This window comes from Actinomyces bouchesdurhonensis (assembly GCF_900128465.1).
Taxonomy (GTDB): Bacteria; Actinomycetota; Actinomycetes; order Actinomycetales; family Actinomycetaceae; genus Pauljensenia; species Pauljensenia bouchesdurhonensis.
In genome coordinates, this window is record NZ_LT635866.1 from 160,254 (window position 1) to 180,072 (window position 19,819).

Here is a 19,819-nt window from a genome sequence, read left to right on the forward strand (position 1 = left end):
GGGGTCCGAGGCCTCGGCGAAGTCGAGGAGGGGCAGCGCGGCCGCGTTGGTGCCCAGGCGCTGGCCCCACAGGTCGCGGATCCACAGCTCGAAGCGGTCGGCGTCGGGGCTCTTGAGGGTCGCGTAGTCGGGGCCCAGCCCGATGAGCCGGCCGTCGTCGTCCACGCCGATGAGGAGGGTGCCGCCGGAGTTCATGAACGCGGCGACCGTCTTCGCGATGACGGTTTCCATGGCGTCGTCGCGCTTGCCGGCGCGCATGTTCCACCGGGCGCTCGACTTGAATTCGAGGGAGTCGGATTCGCCGCGCTTGGCGACCTCGGCGATGGGGTCGAGGCCGGGGCGCGGATGCAGGTAAGCGACGATCAGGGAGACGATGACGACCACGACGAGGGCCACCAGGGCGGCCACGCCGATCATCGCGGGGCGCCACATGTCGGAGGAGGAGAAGATCCAGCCTGCGACCAGCAGGCCGCCCCACAGGCCGCCCAGGCCGGTGAGGGTCGCCGAGGCCGTGGACATCGTCATGCGCGAGGCCAGGAGGCGCCGCACGACCATACCGATCACCCAAGCCAGGACAAGAAGCACGACCTGAATGCCGATCCACCGCAGCAGGTCGGGGTTCTGGGGTGTGGCCCCGAAGCGGGGTCCCTCGGCTGTCATCTGCGCTCCTCACACAACGAGTCGGCGGCGGGATCGGACGTCATAACCCTATCCCACCGCCGACTGCGCCTCAGCGCGTGGCGCCATCAGCGCAAGGACGTGTGCTTCTCGATCGAGCGGGAGGCCCACGCGCCCAGGATCAGGGCGAACAGGGGCACGAGGATGTAGGAGCCGATGCCGATGACGTTGGGTTGGCCGTCGGTTCCCATCGTGGCCCGGACCGAGGTCCACATGATCTCGGTGGAGAAGTGTCCGTCGGTCGTGACGGACAGCGGGATGAAGAACGTAGCGACCATGGACAGCATCTGGTCGATGACGTACACCAGCACGAAACCGATGATGGGGGCACCGAAACCCAGGTGGTTGAAGCGTCCTTCCGCGCCGATCGTCATGACGGCGCAGGCCTGCACGATCCAGGACATCGACAGGATGACCTGAACGGCGATCATGAGGACCACGGTGGAGGTGGGGATTCCGGCCACGAGGGAGCGCGGTCCGGCCGTGTACTCGGCGAGACTGATGCCGTCGCTCCACGCGGCGGCCGCGGCAACCGCAATGATTCCGCCGACGGCCAGGGCGAGGGCCAGGAGGCACTCGATCGCGATGCGGGTGTTCTTCGCCCAGAAGATGACCTTTCCGGTGATTGGCAGACTCATCGTGAAGTAGCCGCGCTGCCCGTAGAGGGTCTTCCAGTAGTCGGCCAGGGCCGCGATCGCGCAGGCGGCCGGCGTGANGCTGCGCCGCTCGCCAAGGGGTGACGTAGCTCGGTCGGCTAGTGACTGTGCTGCGGCCTGACGCGCACGCCGGTCACCGCACCGCCCACACGACGCTCACACTGCACTGATACGACATGAGGAGGGGTCCGAGCCGAAAGGCTTGGGCCCCTCCGCTGTTTGGCTCCTCAGGGTGCGGCAAGAATCAACCTGATCGGGAACATTCAACCCGTTAGGGAAGATTCAACCCGATCAGAACGGGTTGAATCTTCCCGATCGGGTGTAGCACCTCATCGGCAACAAGCTTGCACGGGCTCCCTCGCTGACACTGCACATGTCGGCATCCAACAGGCCCAGGTCGAGCAGCGCTGCACGGCTTAGGGAGCATTACACCAGTTAGGGAGCATTACACCACCTCCGAACTGGTGTAATCCCCCGCTAAGTGGTTTAACACCACTTAGCAACAAGCCTCACTACGGCGACACACCTTGAGTGATCACCATTGACACACTCGCTGAGATCCGACGGCACAACACCGAACCGAGACCAAATCTCCAAGCGCACTAGCAGCAAGAATCAACCTGATCGGGAACATTCAACCTGATCAGAACCGATTGAATCTTCCCGATCGGGTATAACACCTCTTCGGCAACAAGCTTGCACGTGGGTTTACTCGCTGGCGCCGACCACGCCAACGTCCGATAGCTCCAAGCCGTGCAGCGCTGCACCACTTAGAACCGGGCATAGACTTTGCTTTTACGGAATTCTTGTTTTTAGAACGCGCAAGCTCCCAGAGCTTCACAAAAATATACTGAAAAGCCAATGCCACTGAAATTGAAATAATCAAATCAAAGATTACAATTTGATCACGCTTCTCCAGACCACACTTCAAGGAAAAGCAGGTCGCTCTCAAAACCTCGTATGAGTCAAACAACTTTGGCAAAAAAATGCCAATCACAACAAGAGGAGCGGCAAGAATAACATCTTTTTGAACCGCAACACTTTCAATTCCTGCCAGCCACAGCTGCCCCACAAGGCCCAAAATCACAACAAGACTCAAAATCAGTGGGGCATAGAGAGACACCAAGCCATCACGAGAATCACCAACAAAGTACGCAAGAGACCGCCCGCTTATTGCAGAAAAAACCACAGTCGACATTACTACAAAGATAAAGAGAAGACTAAGCTGATTCCGAAAACAGGCCATCTTATCAATTTCCGAATTAGCAATACCAAACGCGACACACAGTACGACTATCAAAAGATCACAGACAATTCCACCGCGCAATACTTCACAAAAGTCAACGGAAGCCCGATCCGATAAGAGGTACCAAAATATACAGGAGACAATTACAATTAATATTATTAGAACGCCACACCTAATCCATAATTCCACACTTTGACGACCCGTGCAGTTACAAGAGATTTGACCTTCTTCCATAATGCTATAATAGCATACACAAAAAGTTGAGAGCGGTACCGGTAGATACGATAGGTATCGTTTGACATACACACAGCGCATTCAACTAGCGGTACACCAACATAAGAAAGTAAACCCGCAGCCGACAAACACTTACCTAGCAGCAACTGCCTCATTGCGCAGAATACCCAACCGCGCCACCACACAAATGTGATCACTCCAGCAAAGTCACTTGTGCCAGCAACTCACCGCCCCACGTCAGGCAGATCCGCCTCCACCAGGACCGGGTTCAAGCGCACCCACGACACCGACAGCTTCGTAATCTCGTCGACGTCGCCGGTGTTCATACTGCGCGCCTTCAGGGAGGCGACGGCGGCCTCGGCGCGGGACAGAGAATCAGGCGGCAGCGAAACACCGGACGCGACAACACGCAGATACTGGTCCAGCAGCTTCCCAAAAGAGCGATCCCAGTTGATGCCGCCGTTGTCGTACACTTCGTGGCCAACCCGCCCCGCAATGCGAATGACCTCGCCCTGCAGCGTCTGACACTGGCCACTGTCGGGCACAAGAAGATCCCATAATTCCCCGTGCTGACGCAGTGCAGGCACGGACGGATCCAGCTCCAGCCGCTCCCCCACGACAGGCGCGCGCTGCGCCTCGCGCTGTTCCACCCCGAACAGCGCGCACAGCTCCGACAACGCAGCCGAGGCCTCGTCGAACGTCGCCTGAGAAATCGTTTCCGGCAGACCGTGCGTGATGAACGTGCAGCGCATCCGGTCCATGGCCCGCAGCGCGGTCGGCACACGCTCGCCGACGGGTGCCCCAACGGACAGGAGCAACCGAATGACCGCGAGCGCGCGCGGCGTGTCCAGGAAGTTGTGCCAGGCCACCACGCTCTCCACAAGCGTCGCCTTCCCGTACACCCTCGAGTCGGCAACAACCAGCGGATCCGCGCCCCACGTAATCATCTGCGACACGTCGGCGACAGGAAAACGCTCGACGACGCCGAACAGCGCCGTCTGGTCGGAGGTGTCGCGGGCGTTAATGTCGCCTCCGCGAGCGATCAACAACGGGATTTGATCGAGGCATCGCGACCGCACGCGCGCGTGAATCGGAGTGCGCTGATACCGGTCACGCGAGTTGATGTCCTCGCCGCGTGTCAGCAGGAAGTCCGTGATCTCCTCGGAAGCAGGGAAATGCATGAGCCTCGGCTCGTAGGCGGACCCCCGCAGGTACGCGCCGATCTCGCAGCGCGCGACCGCGCGCGCCACGGCCTCGACGTCACCGGACGCGATGATCTGCTCGATGTCCGCCGGAAGGGTCTTGCGCAGGCGCACGCCGACCANACGAATCTCGTAGGCAAGCAGTTTGGTGAACATCAGCGGTACTCCTTCCGGAAGATGGCGTCGAGGGAATCACCGTGGGCGGCCCGCAGGTCGTCGGCGTCGCCTTGCAGGAGGACCTGTCCGTCCTTCATGAAGAGCGCGTAGTCGACGAAGTGCTCGATGTCGGAGATGAGGTGGGTGGACATGATGAGCAGCGACGCGGGGTCGAACTCGCGCAGGATGCCCTCGAGGATCACGTCGCGCGTCGCCGGGTCGACGCCACTGATGGGCTCGTCGAGCAGGTACACGCGGGCGCGCCTGGACATGATGAGGCTGATCTGGAGCTTCTCCCCCATGCCCTTGCTCATCTCGGAGAGGCGGCGGTCGGTGGGCAGTGCGAAGAAGTCGACCATCGAGGCGGCTTTGTCGGCGTCGAAGTCGCTAAAGAACGTGGAGTAGACACGGATCGCGTCCGCAGCGGTCCAGTCGGTGTTGAGGAAGTCGGCGTCGGGCAGGTAGGAGACGATCGCCTTGGTGGCGACGCCGGGTGTCTGCCCGTCGATGGTGACCGTGCCTTCGTAGTCGGAGAGGACTCCGGCGAGGATCTTGAGCAGTGTGGTCTTACCGCAGCCGTTGGGGCCCATGAGGCCGACGATGTGCCCGGCCTCCAGGCTTAGGTTGTAGTCGCGCAGGGCGGGGGTCGAGCGGTAGCTCTTCGTCAGGCCGGTGACCTCGACGAGGCCTGGGCCGGTCGCGCTCGCGCCCATGGGTTGGGTGGTCATGAGAGTGTGTCCTCCTGGGTTACAGGTCCGCGTTCCAGCGTTCATCGACGAGGCCGTGGGCCCCTTCGCGGTCGACGCTGAGGGCTCGGCAGGCGCGGATGAAGGCGTCGGCCGCGGCGCGGGCGTCCTCCTGGCGGAGGGCGCGTAGTGCGCTGTCGTCGGTGGCGACGAATCGTCCGGCCGTCCGCTTGGGGACGGTGAGGCCTTCGTCGTCGAGTGCGGCGAGGGCTCGCTGGACGGTGTTGGGGTTGGTGCCGGCCTCGATGGCGAGGTCGCGGACGGAGGGGATCTTCTGGCCGGGTTTCCACGTGCCGTCGGTGATGCGGGCGCGGAAGTTGTCGGCCAGTTGGATCCAGATGGGGCGGGTGTCATCGATGCGCATCGATTTGTCCCTCCTATCTTGCTGTATTAATACAGTAATACAATGACATGGATGCTCAACTGTGTCAACCCACTAACACAGTTCGACCATATGCTGACGCACACGTTCCCGGACAACAAGGGAGGCCCGGAACCGTGCGGTTCCGGGCCTCCCCTACGCGAGCGCGTCAGTCGATCGGCTCACCCTCAATGTGCCAGACCTCGCGAGCGTAGTCAGAGATCGTGCGGTCCGAGGAGAAGCGACCGGAGCGGGAGATGTTCGCCCACACGCGCTTGTTCCAAGCCTTCTGGTCGCGATAGTCAGCGGCCATGCGGTCCTTGGTCTCACGGTAGGAGGCGAAGTCACCCAGGACGTAGTACACGTCGGCCGGATCGTAGCCGCCCTCGAGGATCGAGTGGCGGATGTCGTAGAACCAACCCGAGTTGTTGTCGTTGAGCGTGCCGTCAGTCAGGGCGTCGATGACGCGCTTGAGACCGGGGACGTTCTCGTAGTGCCAACGGGGGTCGTAGTGGCGACGCAGCTCGGGCAGCTCATCGTCGGTCGCGCCGAAGATGTAGGCATTGTCCGCACCCACGGCCTCGAGAATCTCGACGTTCGCACCATCCAGGGTACCCAGGGTGAGGGCGCCGTTCATCATGAACTTCATGTTGGACGTGCCCGAGGCCTCCTTGCCGGCCATCGAGATCTGCTCGGAAACGTCGGCGGCGGGGATGATGTGCTCGGCGGGCGAGACGTTGTAGTTGTGGACGAAGACGACCTTGATGCGACCGTTGATGTCCTCGTCGTTGTTCACCAGCTCAGCGATAGCGTTGATGAGCTTGATGATGGCCTTCGCGCGGATGTAGCCGGGGGCGGCCTTCGCGCCGAAGATGAACACGCGGTTGGGGGTGTCCAGCGTCGGATCGTCCTTCATGCGGAAGTACAGGTCCAGGACGTAGAAGGCGTTGAGCAGCTGACGCTTGTACTCGTGCAGGCGCTTGATCTGAACGTCGAAGATCGAGTCGGGGTCGATCTCGACGCCCTCGCGATCCTTGACCCACGCGGCGAAGTCGACCTTGTTGGCGTGCTTGATCTCGCCCAGGCGAGCGAGCACGTCGTCGGTGCCAGCCTCGGTGAACTTGGAAAGCTCGGTGAGGTCGCGGACCCACGCGTCGGAGCCGGTGACCTCATCGAGGAGGGCAGCCAGGCGGGGGTTGCACTGCTTGAGCCAGCGGCGCGGGGTCACGCCGTTGGTCTTGTTGTTGAAGCGCTCGGGCCAAATCGCGTACCACTCCTTGAGGGTGTCGCGCTTGATGATCTCAGTATGGAGGGCGGCGACACCGTTGATTGAGTAGGAGCCGTAGCAGGCGATCCAGGCCATGTGCACGGTGTTGCCCGAGACGGGGGCCATGTAGTCGATGGTCCCCTGGTCGAGGCCGCGCTCGGCCATGTCGATGCGGAAGCGGCGGTCGATCTCGCGCACGATTTCGGCGATGCGCGGGAACAGGCGGTCGAAGATGTGGATGTCCCACGTCTCGAGGGCCTCGGCCAGAACCGTGTGGTTCGTGTAGGCGAAGGTCTTGGAGACGACCGCCCAGGCCTCTTCCCAGCCGAGGCCGTGCTCGTCCATGAGGATACGCATGAGCTCGGGGATAGCGAGGACCGGGTGGGTGTCGTTGAGCTGGACGGCGTTGTACTCGGCGAAGCCATTCAGGTCGGTGCCGTGGTGACGCACGTAGTTCTCGACGATCTCCTGCAGGGAGGCGGAGCAGAAGAAGTACTGCTGACGCACGCGCAGGACCTTGCCCTCGAACGTGGTGTCGTTGGGGTACAGGACGCGGGAGATGTCCATGGTGCGCTCACGGTCGATAATCGCGTCGGTGAAGCGCTGGGAGTTGAAGGCGTCGTAGTCGAACTCTTCGATGGGCTCGGCCTTCCACAGGCGCAGGGTACCCACGTTCTTGGTGCCGTAGCCGGTAATCGCAATGTCGTAGGGGACGGCGCGCACGGTCAGGTCGGCGTAGGAGACGATACGGGAGAGCTCCTCACGGCGGGTGACGAAGGGGTAGCCTTCCTCCATCCACGGGTCCGGATGCTCGGTCTGGAAGCCGTTGTCGAAGAGCTGCTTGAACAGGCCGTAGCGGTAGAGGATGCCATAGCCGCGCACGGGCAAGTCCAGGGTGGCGCAGGAGTCGAGGAAGCAGGCGGCGAGGCGACCGAGGCCACCATTACCGAGGGAGGCGTCCGGTTCCTCTTCGAGGACCTGACCGAGGTCGAGGCCGTAGGCGGCGAGGGCTTCGCGAGCCTTGTCGACGAGGCCGAGGTTCGACAGGTTGTTCAGCAGGGCGCGGCCCATGAGGAACTCGGCGGAGAAGTAGTGTTCCTGACGGCCCTTGGCATAACGCTCGGTGGTGGCGGCCCAGTTGTCAGCGATCTGATCAACGATGGCAGCGGACAGACCCTGCCACACCTCCATCAGAGTCGAGTCTTCAACGGGGCGCCCGGAGGTCGCACGCACGTGCGAGGGCAGCGACTGCGTCAGATCCAGCGTCATATGACTTCCTTTTTTGTGTCTACGCCCTCCCGCCAAGCGGCGAGTCCCGGATAGGGATCGGGCCTCACCTTAGAGATTACCGATCCGAGCAGCTAATTCCCTGTTGTGACCGCCCTCTGGGAGATTCACCACCCCCGCCCACGTGACCGACTACACCACCTGGATAGACCCCATGACTAAAGACCCAACCCTCACACTCCCCTACCAGCCCACACGCGGTCGGACCTGCGCGAAGACCCGCGCGCGTTCCGCGATGACAACAGGAACAACACTCTGAGAGGGAAGACGCTGCACGGTCTCGAGACCCCAACACCCCAGAGGGCACGGCATAGGCAGCCGACACGACGGACGAGGCAACGGGGGTGCGCCCCTGCGGGGGCACTGCCCGCAGGGGCGCATATACAGGAAAGTGGCACCCCTCGATGGAGCGGTGCCACTTTCCATCACCGGTTCATCATGAGGGCTCAATTCATGGTGACTTTCGGTACCCCCATTGTGCATGTGACGCGCATATCATTTCAAGGCGAAACACCTGGTTTTCGTTGCAAATCTGCGGGTTATGTATGCACATTCGTGCACAAATCAGTGCCGAGCTGCGCAAACTAGACACGTTGTGGGTCCGCTCAAAGCGAGCAGACCCACAACGTTTGTCAGACAACAACGCCTCAGTGACGCTTACGAGCGATCACGAGGGTCACGCCGCCAGCCAGCGCAATGACACCTGCGCCCGCAGCGAGGGAGGAGAAGCCGGTGTTCGCCAGCGTCGAGTTGGCCGCAGCAGAACCCTCCGCGGGTGCGCCCACACCCTGAATACCGCGACGCGCACTCACAGGGGAAAGGCCATTGCCGGGAGAAACCTGACCGCGGGCGCTCACGCGTGAACCTGCGACACCGTTAGAACCGGTACCCGGCTCAGCTCCGGGGGCCGAAGTGTCAGGCTGATCAGTGCTGGGAACCTCACCTCCGGGCGTCTCACCACCGGGCGTCTCACCACCAGGGGTTTCACCACCGGGCGTCGAACCACCGGGCGTCTCACCACCAGGGGTCTCACCACCAGGGGTCGAACCACCAGGGGTCGAACCACCGGGCGTCGAACCACCGGGGGTCTCACCACCGGGGGTGGGTTCTTGGGACGCGGGGACAGAAGGGGCTGGAGTGGGCTGGCTGACGCTCGGGTTATCTTTCACAGGATCGCCAATGGGGGTCTCGGCGGCGAACGCGACACCAGCAGAGGCGGCGATGATGCCGAGCGCTGCACTGGCGGCGAACAGCGATGAAGTCGTCTTCTTCATTATGTCTCCTGAAGAGGATGTGATGAGGGATGAATGCTCGACCCTGACCGATGCGGGGCGCATCATCTCAGGGTGCTGAGCCTTACCCTACAACACTTCCTGACCATTCCGAAGACTTATCTTAAAATCACACCCCCGTAGGCTGCACAAACTGTAGAAATTTAAGGAAAATACTCGGTAAGTAACGAACATTCGGGCAGGTCATCACCCCTGCGCTGACGCAATAAACTTGAAAATACCCTCCATGATGAGTTGCGTCGCAATTGCCGCCAACAACAAACCTGAAATCTTGGTCAGCAGCATGATGCCGCCGGGCCCCAACAAGCGAGACAGAACAAGCGAGAACCGCATCGTCAACCACATGACGACGTGCGCCAGGATCACTGCAACCACAACAGCAATCCACGAGCCGACGTTCACACCCGCCTGCCCGACAGCAACCATGACGGCGACGATGGATCCGGGCCCGGCGAGGAGCGGCGTCCCCAGTGGTACGAGCGCAACGTTGACGCCCTCGTCTCCCGTATCGGGGGCCGAAGAGTCGGTGCCCATGAGGAGTTCCATGGCGACGAGGAAGAGCAGGACGCCGCCGGAAAGCTGCAGGGCTTCCATCGAAATGTTCAAAAGACGCAGGATCTGTCCGCCCAGGATCGCGAAGGTGAGGATCACGCCGAAGGACACGGAGGTTGCCTGGATGGCAGCTCGCCGCTGCTGATGCTGGGAGTAGCGAGAGGTGAGCCCCAGGAAGATCGGCACGGTGCCGACCGGGTCCATGATGACCGTCAGCGTCGTGAAGGCCGTGGCGAAGAGCGCGACGTCGAAAATGCTCACGGGCGCACCACCTCGATGCAGCCCTGCGCGACGACCTCGGCAATCACGTCGGGGTTGGTCGTGTTTTCACCGATGCGGTTGGGTTTACCGGTGCCGTGGTAGTCGGAGGAACCGAAGATGGCCAGGCCCATGTCGCGGGCCATGCGCTCGACGTCGGCACGGTCCTCGGGTCCATGGTCGCGGTGGTCGCGCTCGATGCCGAAGAGTCCGGCCGCCGTCATGTCGGCGATCGTGGCCTCGGGCAGCAGGCGCTGGCGCTTGCGGGCACGAGGGTGGGCCAGGACGGGAACTCCCCCGGCCTGGCGCACGCAGCGCACAGCCTCGACTGGGTCGGGCGCCCAGTGGTGAACGTAGTAGGGGCCGGAGGGGTGCAGGGCCTCGACGAAAGCTGCGCTGCGGTCGGGGAAGGCTCCGGCGGCCACGAGCGCGTCAGCGATGTGCGGGCGCCCGACAGGGCCGCCAACGGGCGCGAAAGACACAACGTCCTCCCACGTAATCGGGTAGTCGGCGGCCAGGTTTGCCACCATTCGCTGCGCTCGGGTTTCGCGGTCTTCGCGAGTTCGGCGGAAATTTTCGACGAGGCCGGGGTTGGTCGGGTCGAAGAGGTAGGCCAGCAGGTGCACGGTAATACCCGAGGCAGAGCACGACATTTCGGCACCCCGGATAAGACTGACGCCCGAGGCAGGAACCGCAGTGACGGCCTCGTTCCACCCGGCCGTCGTGTCGTGGTCGGTTAACGCGATCGCGTCGAGTCCGGCCTGCGCGGCGATAGCAAGGAGCTGCGCGGGAGTGTCAGTTCCATCCGAGTAAGCGCTATGAGTATGGGGATCAATTCGCTTCACCATCTGAGACTACCGCATTAATCCGGTCACACCACCGCCTCGCGCAGGCATGACCCGCGAGCGCGCCTGGCCCTGGCACAATCCCTTGAATTTTCAGCGTGCACTCAACGTCACGCGCACGTTATTTCGCTGGCCACAGCCAGTTTTGAGAATCCGTCCACCTCCGGCGAGGCGTCGATCACTGTAGGAAACTGGCTGCGCACGGCTCTTCGGTCCCCTCAACACTGATTGGAGTACTGCGTGTCTGACAACGATCAGACTCAGGTGTCCACCGCCGCCGACGCGGGTGATGCCGGGTATAACAAGGCTTTGAACAACAGTCACATCCAAATGATCGCGATCGGCGGGTCGATCGGCACCGGCCTGTTCCTGGGTGTCGGCGGCCGTCTGGCCCAGGGCGGCCCCGCGCTGCCCTACAACGCCTACTCGTCGGAAGACTCCCCTTTCACGACATTCTTCTCTGGCATCGGTGTGCCCCACGCGGGTGACATCATGCAGGTTGTCGTCTTGACGGCTGCTTTGTCTTCCCTAAACGCGGGCTTGTACGCGACCGGTCGCACGCTGCGTTCGATGGCACTCGTGGGCGAGGGGCCGCGCTTCGCCTCCCGCCTCAACAAGAACCATGTCCCCTCCGGCGGCATCATCATCACCGCGTCGCTCGGCCCGTTGGGCGTTCTCTTGAACGCATTCGTTCCCACAAAAGCCTTCAACATCGTCATGGATCTGGCGGGCATCGACATCGCCGGCACCTGGGCAATGATCCTCATTTCCCACCTGGCGTTCCTGCGCAAGGTCAAGCGCGGCGAGGAGCAGCGTCCCGAGTTCCGCATGCCGGGCGCCCCCTACACCAACTACCTGGCGCTGCTCTTCTTCACGGTGGTCGTCATCCTCATGGTCGCCGACTGGTATTACGTGCGCGGACGCGTCGGCAACCTGACCGACGAGGCCGCCGCCTCGCTCCAGGGTGACGAGACCCTGGTCACCGGCGAGTAAAACGAAGGGTACTCTCATGCGTCTTCACGTCACGTACTCCGGCGGAACCATCGGCATGGTCGATTCCCCGGAGGGTCTGCGCCCCGGCGCTGACCTGCAGGGCTGGTTCGAATCCCAGCTGGAAGGCATCGAACTGGCGTCGAACATTTCAATGTCAACGCTGGACCCGCTCATCGACTCCTCGGAGGCCACCCCCGAGGACTGGCAGGCCATCATCGACGACATTAACGCGCACGCAGGCGAGGCCGACGCTTTCTTAGTCCTGCACGGCACGGACACGATGGCCTATTCAGCCGCGGCGCTGTCCTACGCCCTGGCGAACCTGGGTAAGCCGGTCGTCTTGACCGGCTCCCAGTACCCACTCGGTGTCGTCGGGTCGGACGCCTCGGCGAACGTCACGGGCGCACTGCGCGCCGCAATCTCACCACACGCCCAAGGCGTCATGCTCTTCTTCGGCCACAAGCTCCTGGCGGGCAACCGCGCCACCAAGACCTCGTCGTGGGCGTTCCGAGGCTTCGAGTCGCCGTCCGTGTCACCCCTGGCACGCACGGGCGCCCCGTGGCGCTGGTACGGGCCTCCACATCCCGGTACCGGCTGGCAGGATCCCAGCCCGTACACGCGCCAGGACGTGGCCGTCATCGACGTGGTGCCCGGGATCAGCGCCGCCCGCCTGCGCGCGATGACGACGCCCCACCCGGCCGCGCTCATCCTGCGCACCTTCGGTGTGGGTAACATTCCAGCCTCCGAACCGGGCCTGGTGGATGTCCTCGACGTGCTGGCACACGCCGACGTGCCGATTATCGTCGCTTCCCAGTGCTACCAGGCAGAAGTCATGCTCGGCCATTATGAGGCCGGCAACGCCCTGGCCAAGCTCGGCGCGGTCGGCGCCCACGACATGACGCTGGAAGCCCTGTACGCCAAGACCGTCTTCCTGCTCTCACAAGACAAACGGGGCGCTGACTTCGCGACCTACATGGGCAGCTCCATCGCCGGGGAACTCACTCTCCAGGACTGAGCGATCTGCACCCGACCCGGCCCCGGCCTCGTCCCACGCGCCCCCACACCGGGCACGAGGCCGGAGCACACTCATACGCGCAAGGTTTCCTTCCCTCCCCACACCGTAGAATGGTCGCCATGAGTGAAGAAGAATCCCAGTCCATGGCTGATCGCGGCGAAAGTCGCTCCCGTCAGCCCCAGTCCTCCGCCTTCCGTGAGTTCATCGGATCCGGGTGGGCCCCGCGCCCAACCCAGCTGCCCGAACGCCAGCGCGTCGCCGACTTCCTGAGCGCACGCGCCCTCAAAGCGGGACTCCTCTTCCCCGGCGAACGCCTCGTCATCCCCGCCGGACCCTACAAAGTCCGTTCGAACGACTGCGACTACCGCTTCCGGGCGCACTCCGCGTTCGCGCACCTGTCGGGCCTGGGCGGTGAGAAGGAACCAGACACGGTCCTGGTGCTCGAACCGAATGAGGACGGCACGCACACGGCCCTGCTCTTCTTCAAGCCACGCGCGTCACGTTCCTCCAAGGAGTTCTACGCCAACCCGCGCTACGGCGAATTCTGGGTGGGTGCACGCCCCTCCCTCGACGAGGTATCCGCAGCGACCGGCCTGGAAACACGCCACATCGACACGCTACGCGACGCCCTGGCGAAGGACGTCGGCCAAGTGAGCCTGCGCATCGTTCGCGGCGTTGACACCCACATCGAAAATATGGTCAACGAAGTGCGCAACCAGGCGGGCCTACCGTTCGGAGACGACGCGCGCGAGGCCGACGAAGCACTCGAAGAACACCTCTCCGAAATCCGCCTCAAAAAGGACACCTACGAAGTCGAGGAAATGATCCGCGCGGTCAAAGTCACCAAGGCCGGCTTCGAAGACATCATCCGCGTTCTGCCGCGAGCCGTCGGCCACCACCGCGGCGAACGCGTCATCGAAGGCGCATTCGCGGCCAACGCCCGCGAGGAAGGCAACGGCCTGGGGTATGAGACCATCGCAGCCGCCGGCAACCACGCGAACACCCTGCACTGGATCGACAACGACGGCGAGGTGCGCGAGGGCGACCTGGTGCTGGTCGACGCCGGCGTCGAGGTCGACTCACTCTACACCGCTGACATCACACGTACGCTGCCCGTCAACGGCCACTTCACCGAGGTCCAGGCCCGCGTCTACCAGGCCGTCCTGGACGCCTGCGAGGCAGCTCTGGCGCGCGCGGGCCAGCCGGACTGCCACTTCAAGGACGTGCACGACGCCGCCATGGAGGTCATCGCTTCCCGCCTGTATGAGTGGGGCATCCTGCCTGTCACCCCCGAAGAATCCCTGGCCACCACCGGCCAGCAGCACCGCCGCTGGATGCCGCACGGCACCAGCCACCACTTGGGCCTGGACGTGCACGACTGCGCGAAAGCGCGCGCCGAACTCTACCAGGGCGCGTTGCTGGAGCCGGGCATGGTCTTCACAATCGAACCGGGCCTATACTTCCGCGCCGACGACCTCCTGATCCCCGAAGAGTACCGCGGCATCGGCGTGCGTATCGAAGACGATGTCGTGGTGAACGCCGACGGCACCGTCACGCGCATCTCCGAAGACATTCCGCGCACGATCAGCGACGTCGAAGCGTGGATCGCGCGCGTCCAGGGGCGCTGAGCGCACCGAGCGCATCCCGCCACGTCAAGCGCTCTTACGGGCGCTGATCGGGCGCCTCGGTCTGGTCTCCCTCCGGGGACGAGGCCGGGGCGTCCCCGCCCGGAACCACGCCATCTTGCGTGGCCGCCCCGAAACGCGGTCGCCCATCGGGGAAAAAACCGGTGGGATCTTTGCGGGGACGCGTGGCCTGCTCACGCGCCTGCTTGGGGCGAGCCATATTCCCGGGCGTGCGCTGCAGAAGCGTGAAAGCACGATCAATGTCAGCGGAAGCCAGGATCGCGTAGCGCAGCGCCACAACCTGCTGCGACGAAACAAGATCACGGTTGCGCCCACGCAGGATGAACGCCAGAGCCGCCAACGCCATGCCCGCGAGCGCGCCAACCACGATGCCGCCCAGGACCCACAGCCCCGTACCACCCGCATTGTTCCCAGCCGACATAAACATGCCGGCGAGAGCACCCCACAGGGCGCCGCTGGACGCGCCCGACATCGACGCGCGAGCAATCGTGAGACGCCCCCTCACCCGCTCCACCATGTGCAGGTCCGTTCCAACGATCGTGATCGACGAAACGTCGAAACCGTTGTCAGACAGGAAGTCAACCCCCGCGCGCGCCTGCGCGTAGGTCTGGTAGGAAGCCACCTCGGTGCCAGTGGGCATCTTCGGTTCCATCACGACGGGCATTCTCTCTCCAATCATCCACAGCCAGGTGACCTGGGACTCATTGTCCACCCGGTACCGGCTCTCCGTTACGACGCATTCAACGTCACCAGCCTAAAATGATTAGGTGAGCGTTGCATCTATTGAACTTGGCACCAAGGGTCGCCGCGTGTACATTGGAAAGCTCGCCGGCACTGGTGTTTTCGACCCTTTGGGCGACCAGGTCGGCAAGATTCACGATGTCGTCGTCATCTTTCGGCTGAAATCAGAGGCCAACGTCATCGGCTTCGTCGTCGAGGTCGGGCCGCGTAAGCGCGTCTTCCTACCGCTCACTCGCGTGACCTCCATCGAATCCGGTTCCGTCATCACGACCGGCCTGCTCAACATTCGTTCATTCACGCAGCGCCCCATTGAAACCCTGGTCCTGTCCGAACTCTTCGACCGGGTCGTCACCATGAACGACGGCTCCGGGCAGGTGCGTATCCTCGACGTGGCTATGCGTCAACGCCGTCCCAAGGACTGGGTTATCTCCACGCTGCACGTCCAACGCGTACGCACCTCATCCCTGGGTTTCACGCGCAGCGGCGAAACCCTGACAGTGGACGTCTCCGAAGTGTCTGGCCTGCTTAAAACCGATTCGAATCAGGCGGCCACCGCGCTCCTGCAGTACACGGAGGACATGCGTCCAGCTGACCTAGCGGACTTCATTCACTCCCTGCCCCACGACCGCAAGATGGCGGTCGCCCAGCAGCTCACCGACGCGCGCCTGGCCGACGTGCTCGAGGAGCTCGGTGACGACGACCGCGTGGCGATAGTCTCCGCTCTCCAGGCGGCGCGCGCCGCCGACGTTCTGGACGTCATGCAACCCGACGACGCTGCAGACCTCGTCGCCGAACTGCCTGCCGCGCAGGCGCAGTCCCTGCTGGCCCTCATGGAACCCGAAGAGGCAGAGGACGTGCGACGCCTCATGACCTACGACGAGTCCACGGCGGGTTCACTAATGACCACCGAACCGATCATTTTCGCCCCCAACGCGACCGTCGCCCAGATGCTCGCAGCCGTGCGCCGCGAAGACATCCCAGCCTCGATCGCTACCGTCGCCTTCATTGCCCGTCCGCCACAGGAAACACCGACCGGCCAGTACCTGGGCATGGTCCACATTCAGCGGGCGCTGCGCGAACCCCCACAAACTCTGCTCGGAACGATCCTGGACCGCGACATTGAGGCCGTGGACCCCAACGCGCACATCGCGAAGGTCACGCGACTGCTGGCCACCTACAACCTGACGGTCCTGCCCGTCGTCGACGAGGATGGGCACCTGCACGGTGCCGTATCGGTCGATGACGTGCTCGACGAGCTGCTACCCGAAGACTGGCGAGATTTCGACGACGACGTGACCGACCGCATGATGGCAAGGAGCATCGATGGCTGATCGCCTGGACAACCCGCTCGAAAAGCGCCGCTGGTTCTTCCGCCGCTCCTCTGGTGGCGGCGACGGCTTCGGTCGCTTCGCCGAGGCTACCGCCCGCTTCATGGGGTCCCCCCGCTTCGTCCTCTACATGACAATCTTCGTCGTGGCGTGGATCACCGCGAACCTCCTTCTTGCGGGCATCAGCGAAGATTCCGCGTGGGACCCCTACCCCTTCATCCTCTTAAACCTCGCATTCTCAACCCAGGCCTCGTACTCGGCCCCGCTCATTATGCTCGCGCAGAACCGACAGGACGCCCGCGACCGCGTCGTGGCCGAACAGGACCGCATTCGCGCCGAGCGTAACCTCGCCGACACCGAGTACCTTGCCCGAGAAATCGCTGGCCTGCGCCTGGCCCTCCAAGATGTCGCCACACGCGACTTCGTGCGCTCTGAGCTGCGCGACATGCTCGAAGACCTACGAGCCGAGATCGCTGCGGACGCCGCCAACGCCTCGTTAAACGAGGCATCTACCGAGAGCGAGCACGAGAGCGACGAAGCCGTTCGTCCCCTAGAAGATGAGGACACCGAACAGTAGAGTGGGGGCCATGCCAGTCACGCTCGATTCCGTCATGGAAGTCCTCGGCCAGGTCATCGACCCCGAGATCCGTCGCCCCATCACCGACCTCAACATGGTGACCCCCGACCTGATCACCATCGACGGCTCGTCCGTCGCCATCAAGATCCTGCTCACCACCGCCGGATGCCCCCTACGGACCCAGATCACGAAAGACGTCACCGAGCGCGTGGGCGCCCTCGACGGCGTCGAGAACGTTAGCGTCGAGATGGGCGTCATGGACGACGACCAGAAGAAGGCGCTGCGCGAGAAACTCAACGGCGGTCGCCCCGAGCGTGAGATTCCCTTCTCCCGCCCCGACTCCCTCACGCGCGTCATCGCCGTCACCTCCGGCAAAGGCGGCGTCGGTAAGTCTTCCATGACCGCGAACCTGGCTGCCGCGCTGGCCGCTCAGGGCCTGAAAGTCGGCGTCATGGATGCGGACATCTACGGCTTTTCTATCCCGCGCATGCTCGGCGTCGACCACGACCCGCAGGTCATCGACGGCATGATGATCCCTCCCGTGGGTGCCGGCGGCGTCAAAGTCATTTCCATCGGCATGTTCGTGCCCGACGGCCAGGCCGTCGTGTGGCGCGGCCCCATGCTTCACCGCGCCCTCCAGCAGTTCCTTGCAGACGTGTTCTGGGGGGACCTGGACGTACTCCTCATCGACATGCCTCCCGGCACGGGCGACGTCGCCATCTCGATCGCCCAGCTGCTACCCACCTCCGAGATTCTCGTCGTGACAACCCCGCAGGTCGCCGCCGCCGAAGTCGCTGAACGCGCAGGCTCCATCGCCGCCCAGACGAACCAGAAAGTCATCGGCGTCGTCGAAAACATGTCCTTCCTGCCCCAGCCCGACGGTTCCCGTCTGGAGATCTTCGGCGCGGGCGGCGGCCAGTCCGTGTCCAAGCGCCTGACCGCCCAGCTCGGCTACGAGGTGCCGCTGCTGGCCCAGGTGCCCCTCGACATCGCCCTGCGTGAGGGCGGCGACCGCGGTGAACCCGTTGCCGTCGCAACCGGTCCCGCCGCCGAGGTGCTCACTGCCCTCGCCAAGCAGCTGTCCTGCGCGAACCGCGGCCTTGCGGGTCGCCCGCTTGGGGTCTCCCCACTCCGGCACTAAGGTTCCCTCGCGCTCACGTCCGCGGTATCGTCCTGGTTGACGAGACCACTGCGGCTTGCGGATCCGTCCGCGGTATCGGGGCGCTCCAGCAGCGCCAGCTCGTGCGGGGCAACGTAGCCGTTCCAGGGGTCGCTTTCTTTCCTTTTCGAGGGTCTCGCGCACGCACGCGCCAGGGGTTCATCGCGTTTTTCGCGGGCAATCGGAGCGCCATCGCGCCCAGGTCGCGCCTCGCCTGTACCCTGTTGCGTGGAGAGGCGCGTGTGGGCGCACCGCTTCGAGGAGACCGAAACAACGTGAGGATCAGTGATGGCGGATAAGGCCCAGACCTGGGTGTACACCGAAGACTACGTGGCGGAGAGCGATGCTCTGACCGCCGCGCGCGCCGTCGCATCCGAACTGGGCGCTACCCCCGTCTCCTCTGGAACCGGCGCCGCTTTGCGGATGCTGGCCGCCGTGTCTGGCGCGCGGGCAGTCCTCGAAGTGGGGACGGGCGCGGGAGTGTCCGGCCTGTGGCTGTTGGACGGCATGGCCCCTGATGGCGTGCTGACGACGATTGATGTCGAGTCCGAGCTGCTCGGGCACGCGCGCCGCAATTTTATCGCCGCGGGCCTGTCTTCCCACCGGACACGCCTCATCGCTGGGCGGGCCCTTGATGTGCTTCCACGCATGGCGGCACGCGGCTACGACATGGTTGTTCTCGACGGTGATTTGGATGAGACTCCTCAGTATCTGGATCATGCCGTGCGAATCCTCCGCCCTGGTGGCACGATCGCCTTCGTGCATGCCCTGTGGCACGATCAGGTCGCCGATCCCGCTCGCCGCGATGCGCGGACCGTCGTCGCCCGCGAGGTCGTCAACTATCTGCGCGACTCCGAGGAATTCGTGCCCACGCTGCTACCCGTCGGTGATGGCCTCGCTGTCGCCGTCAAGCGCTGAGAGCCGCGACAGCGCTGTCCGTTCCCCTTTCGGTCGTGCGACGTCCCTGATCGGTCTATGCCTCCCGCGTGAGGCGAATAAAGTCCTGTAATTGCTCGAGGTCGTGACTCCAGAACAGTGATAGGCCCGATTGCTGTGCCTCGAGAAGATTTTGAACCTTGAAGACACCAGAAAGAACAGCGGCGGGGACCACACCGTGTGTACCAAACTGCACGAGCCATCCGGTGACCTTTGCGAGCGTATCGTGATTGACGCGCTTATAACTATTGACCGCAGAATGTGACACCTTCGCTTCGATGGCCAAAATCCTGCCGTCGTACAGGCGCGCTATCAGGTCTGCCTTGTGCCCTCCCAGCACCGATTCCATACAGAACTCACCGATGTCGGGCGCACGATAGGGCGTGTCAACGGTTCGCCGCCTGACCTTGCGAAGTCCCGCGTCCTGCAAAGCCTGAGCAATGTCGCCTTCCTGGCGGTCCTTCGCTTCAGAGCGACGACGGGTTTGCGATCTACTGGACGCGATAATTGCCGTTGACGACACGACAGCGATGCGCAGCTCTTCATCAGTAGGCGTCCTCCCCTCTCGAAACCAGGGAAAACGGGCTCTTCATAATTGAGGGTGTAGGTGTTGTTGGCGGGGTTGGGCGTGTCGTGGCCGGGTA

General features: G+C 63.4%; 16 protein-coding genes and 2 pseudogenes. 7 read left to right on the plus strand and 11 right to left on the minus strand.

Features of this window, described 5'->3' with window-relative positions:
- The 9 genes from BQ7477_RS03165 to BQ7477_RS03205 form a co-directional block, all read right to left on the minus strand.
- Positions 1 to 660, minus strand: a 660-nt coding sequence (locus BQ7477_RS03165; protein ID WP_073982780.1) for an AlbA family DNA-binding domain-containing protein, incomplete at its 3' end; no start/stop codon positions are given.
- A gap of 86 nt (positions 661 to 746) precedes the next feature.
- Positions 747 to 1,316, minus strand: a complete 570-nt coding sequence (locus tag BQ7477_RS03170) for a hypothetical protein (RefSeq protein WP_234968660.1) — start codon at positions 1,314 to 1,316, stop codon at positions 747 to 749.
- A 661-nt stretch (positions 1,317 to 1,977) separates the two neighbouring features.
- A complete protein-coding gene (locus BQ7477_RS11330; protein ID WP_129582486.1) occupies positions 1,978 to 2,814 on the minus strand; it encodes a hypothetical protein in 837 nt (278 codons plus the stop codon).
- A gap of 1,357 nt (positions 2,815 to 4,171) precedes the next feature.
- Positions 4,172 to 4,900, minus strand: coding sequence for an ABC transporter ATP-binding protein (locus BQ7477_RS03180; protein WP_073982781.1), 729 nt, complete (start codon positions 4,898 to 4,900; stop codon positions 4,172 to 4,174).
- A 19-nt stretch (positions 4,901 to 4,919) separates the two neighbouring features.
- Positions 4,920 to 5,282, minus strand: a complete 363-nt coding sequence (locus tag BQ7477_RS03185; RefSeq protein ID WP_073982782.1) for a GntR family transcriptional regulator — start codon at positions 5,280 to 5,282, stop codon at positions 4,920 to 4,922.
- A gap of 166 nt (positions 5,283 to 5,448) precedes the next feature.
- Positions 5,449 to 7,815: a glycogen/starch/alpha-glucan phosphorylase gene (locus BQ7477_RS03190; protein ID WP_073982783.1), complete on the minus strand. Its 2,367-nt coding sequence runs from the start codon at positions 7,813 to 7,815 to the stop codon at positions 5,449 to 5,451.
- Positions 7,816 to 8,480: 665 nt separating this feature from the next.
- The gene (locus BQ7477_RS03195; RefSeq protein ID WP_073982784.1) at positions 8,481 to 9,107 is read right to left on the minus strand and encodes a peptidase; all 627 of its coding nucleotides are present in this window, start codon (positions 9,105 to 9,107) and stop codon (positions 8,481 to 8,483) included.
- Between the two features lie 204 nt (positions 9,108 to 9,311).
- Positions 9,312 to 9,938: a MarC family protein gene (locus BQ7477_RS03200; RefSeq protein WP_073982785.1), complete on the minus strand. Its 627-nt coding sequence runs from the start codon at positions 9,936 to 9,938 to the stop codon at positions 9,312 to 9,314.
- Positions 9,935 to 10,783 carry a PHP domain-containing protein gene (locus BQ7477_RS03205; RefSeq protein ID WP_073982786.1) on the minus strand — a complete coding sequence of 283 codons (849 nt, stop codon included), beginning with the start codon at positions 10,781 to 10,783 and terminating at the stop codon, positions 9,935 to 9,937. Before BQ7477_RS03205 ends, BQ7477_RS03200 begins: the two co-directional genes overlap by 4 nt.
- A gap of 405 nt (positions 10,784 to 11,188) precedes the next feature.
- Between BQ7477_RS03205 and BQ7477_RS03210 the strand changes: the two are divergent.
- The 3 genes and pseudogenes from BQ7477_RS03210 to BQ7477_RS03220 form a co-directional block, all read left to right on the plus strand.
- A pseudogene (locus BQ7477_RS03210) lies at positions 11,189 to 11,773 on the plus strand (amino acid permease); the annotation flags it as partial.
- A gap of 16 nt (positions 11,774 to 11,789) precedes the next feature.
- A complete protein-coding gene (locus BQ7477_RS03215; protein ID WP_073982788.1) occupies positions 11,790 to 12,788 on the plus strand; it encodes an asparaginase in 999 nt (332 codons plus the stop codon).
- Positions 12,789 to 12,907: 119 nt separating this feature from the next.
- Positions 12,908 to 14,416, plus strand: a complete 1,509-nt coding sequence (locus BQ7477_RS03220; protein WP_073982997.1) for an aminopeptidase P family protein — start codon at positions 12,908 to 12,910, stop codon at positions 14,414 to 14,416.
- A 34-nt stretch (positions 14,417 to 14,450) separates the two neighbouring features.
- Here the strand turns inward: BQ7477_RS03220 and BQ7477_RS03225 are convergent, their stop codons facing one another.
- A complete protein-coding gene (locus BQ7477_RS03225; RefSeq protein ID WP_073982789.1) occupies positions 14,451 to 15,098 on the minus strand; it encodes a YflT domain-containing protein in 648 nt (215 codons plus the stop codon).
- A 103-nt stretch (positions 15,099 to 15,201) separates the two neighbouring features.
- Here BQ7477_RS03225 and BQ7477_RS03230 point away from each other — a divergent pair, with 103 nt between their 5' ends.
- From BQ7477_RS03230 to BQ7477_RS03245, 4 genes are all read left to right on the plus strand, one after another.
- Positions 15,202 to 16,506 (plus strand): magnesium transporter MgtE N-terminal domain-containing protein, encoded by a 1,305-nt coding sequence (locus tag BQ7477_RS03230; RefSeq protein WP_073982790.1) that lies wholly within the window; start codon positions 15,202 to 15,204, stop codon positions 16,504 to 16,506.
- Positions 16,499 to 17,080, plus strand: a complete 582-nt coding sequence (locus BQ7477_RS03235) for a DUF1003 domain-containing protein (RefSeq protein WP_073982791.1) — start codon at positions 16,499 to 16,501, stop codon at positions 17,078 to 17,080. The genes BQ7477_RS03230 and BQ7477_RS03235 overlap by 8 nt, the downstream gene beginning before the upstream one ends.
- Before the next feature lie 10 nt (positions 17,081 to 17,090).
- Entirely contained in the window at positions 17,091 to 18,221 is a 1,131-nt protein-coding gene (locus BQ7477_RS03240; RefSeq protein ID WP_073982792.1) for an Mrp/NBP35 family ATP-binding protein, read from the plus strand.
- A gap of 306 nt (positions 18,222 to 18,527) precedes the next feature.
- Complete coding sequence (locus tag BQ7477_RS03245; protein WP_073982793.1) at positions 18,528 to 19,157, plus strand: O-methyltransferase; 630 nt, start codon at positions 18,528 to 18,530, stop codon at positions 19,155 to 19,157.
- 55 nt (positions 19,158 to 19,212) lie between these two features.
- Here the strand turns inward: BQ7477_RS03245 and BQ7477_RS03250 are convergent.
- A pseudogene (locus BQ7477_RS03250) lies at positions 19,213 to 19,749 on the minus strand (XamI family restriction endonuclease); the annotation flags it as partial.
- Positions 19,750 to 19,819 lie beyond the last annotated feature (70 nt).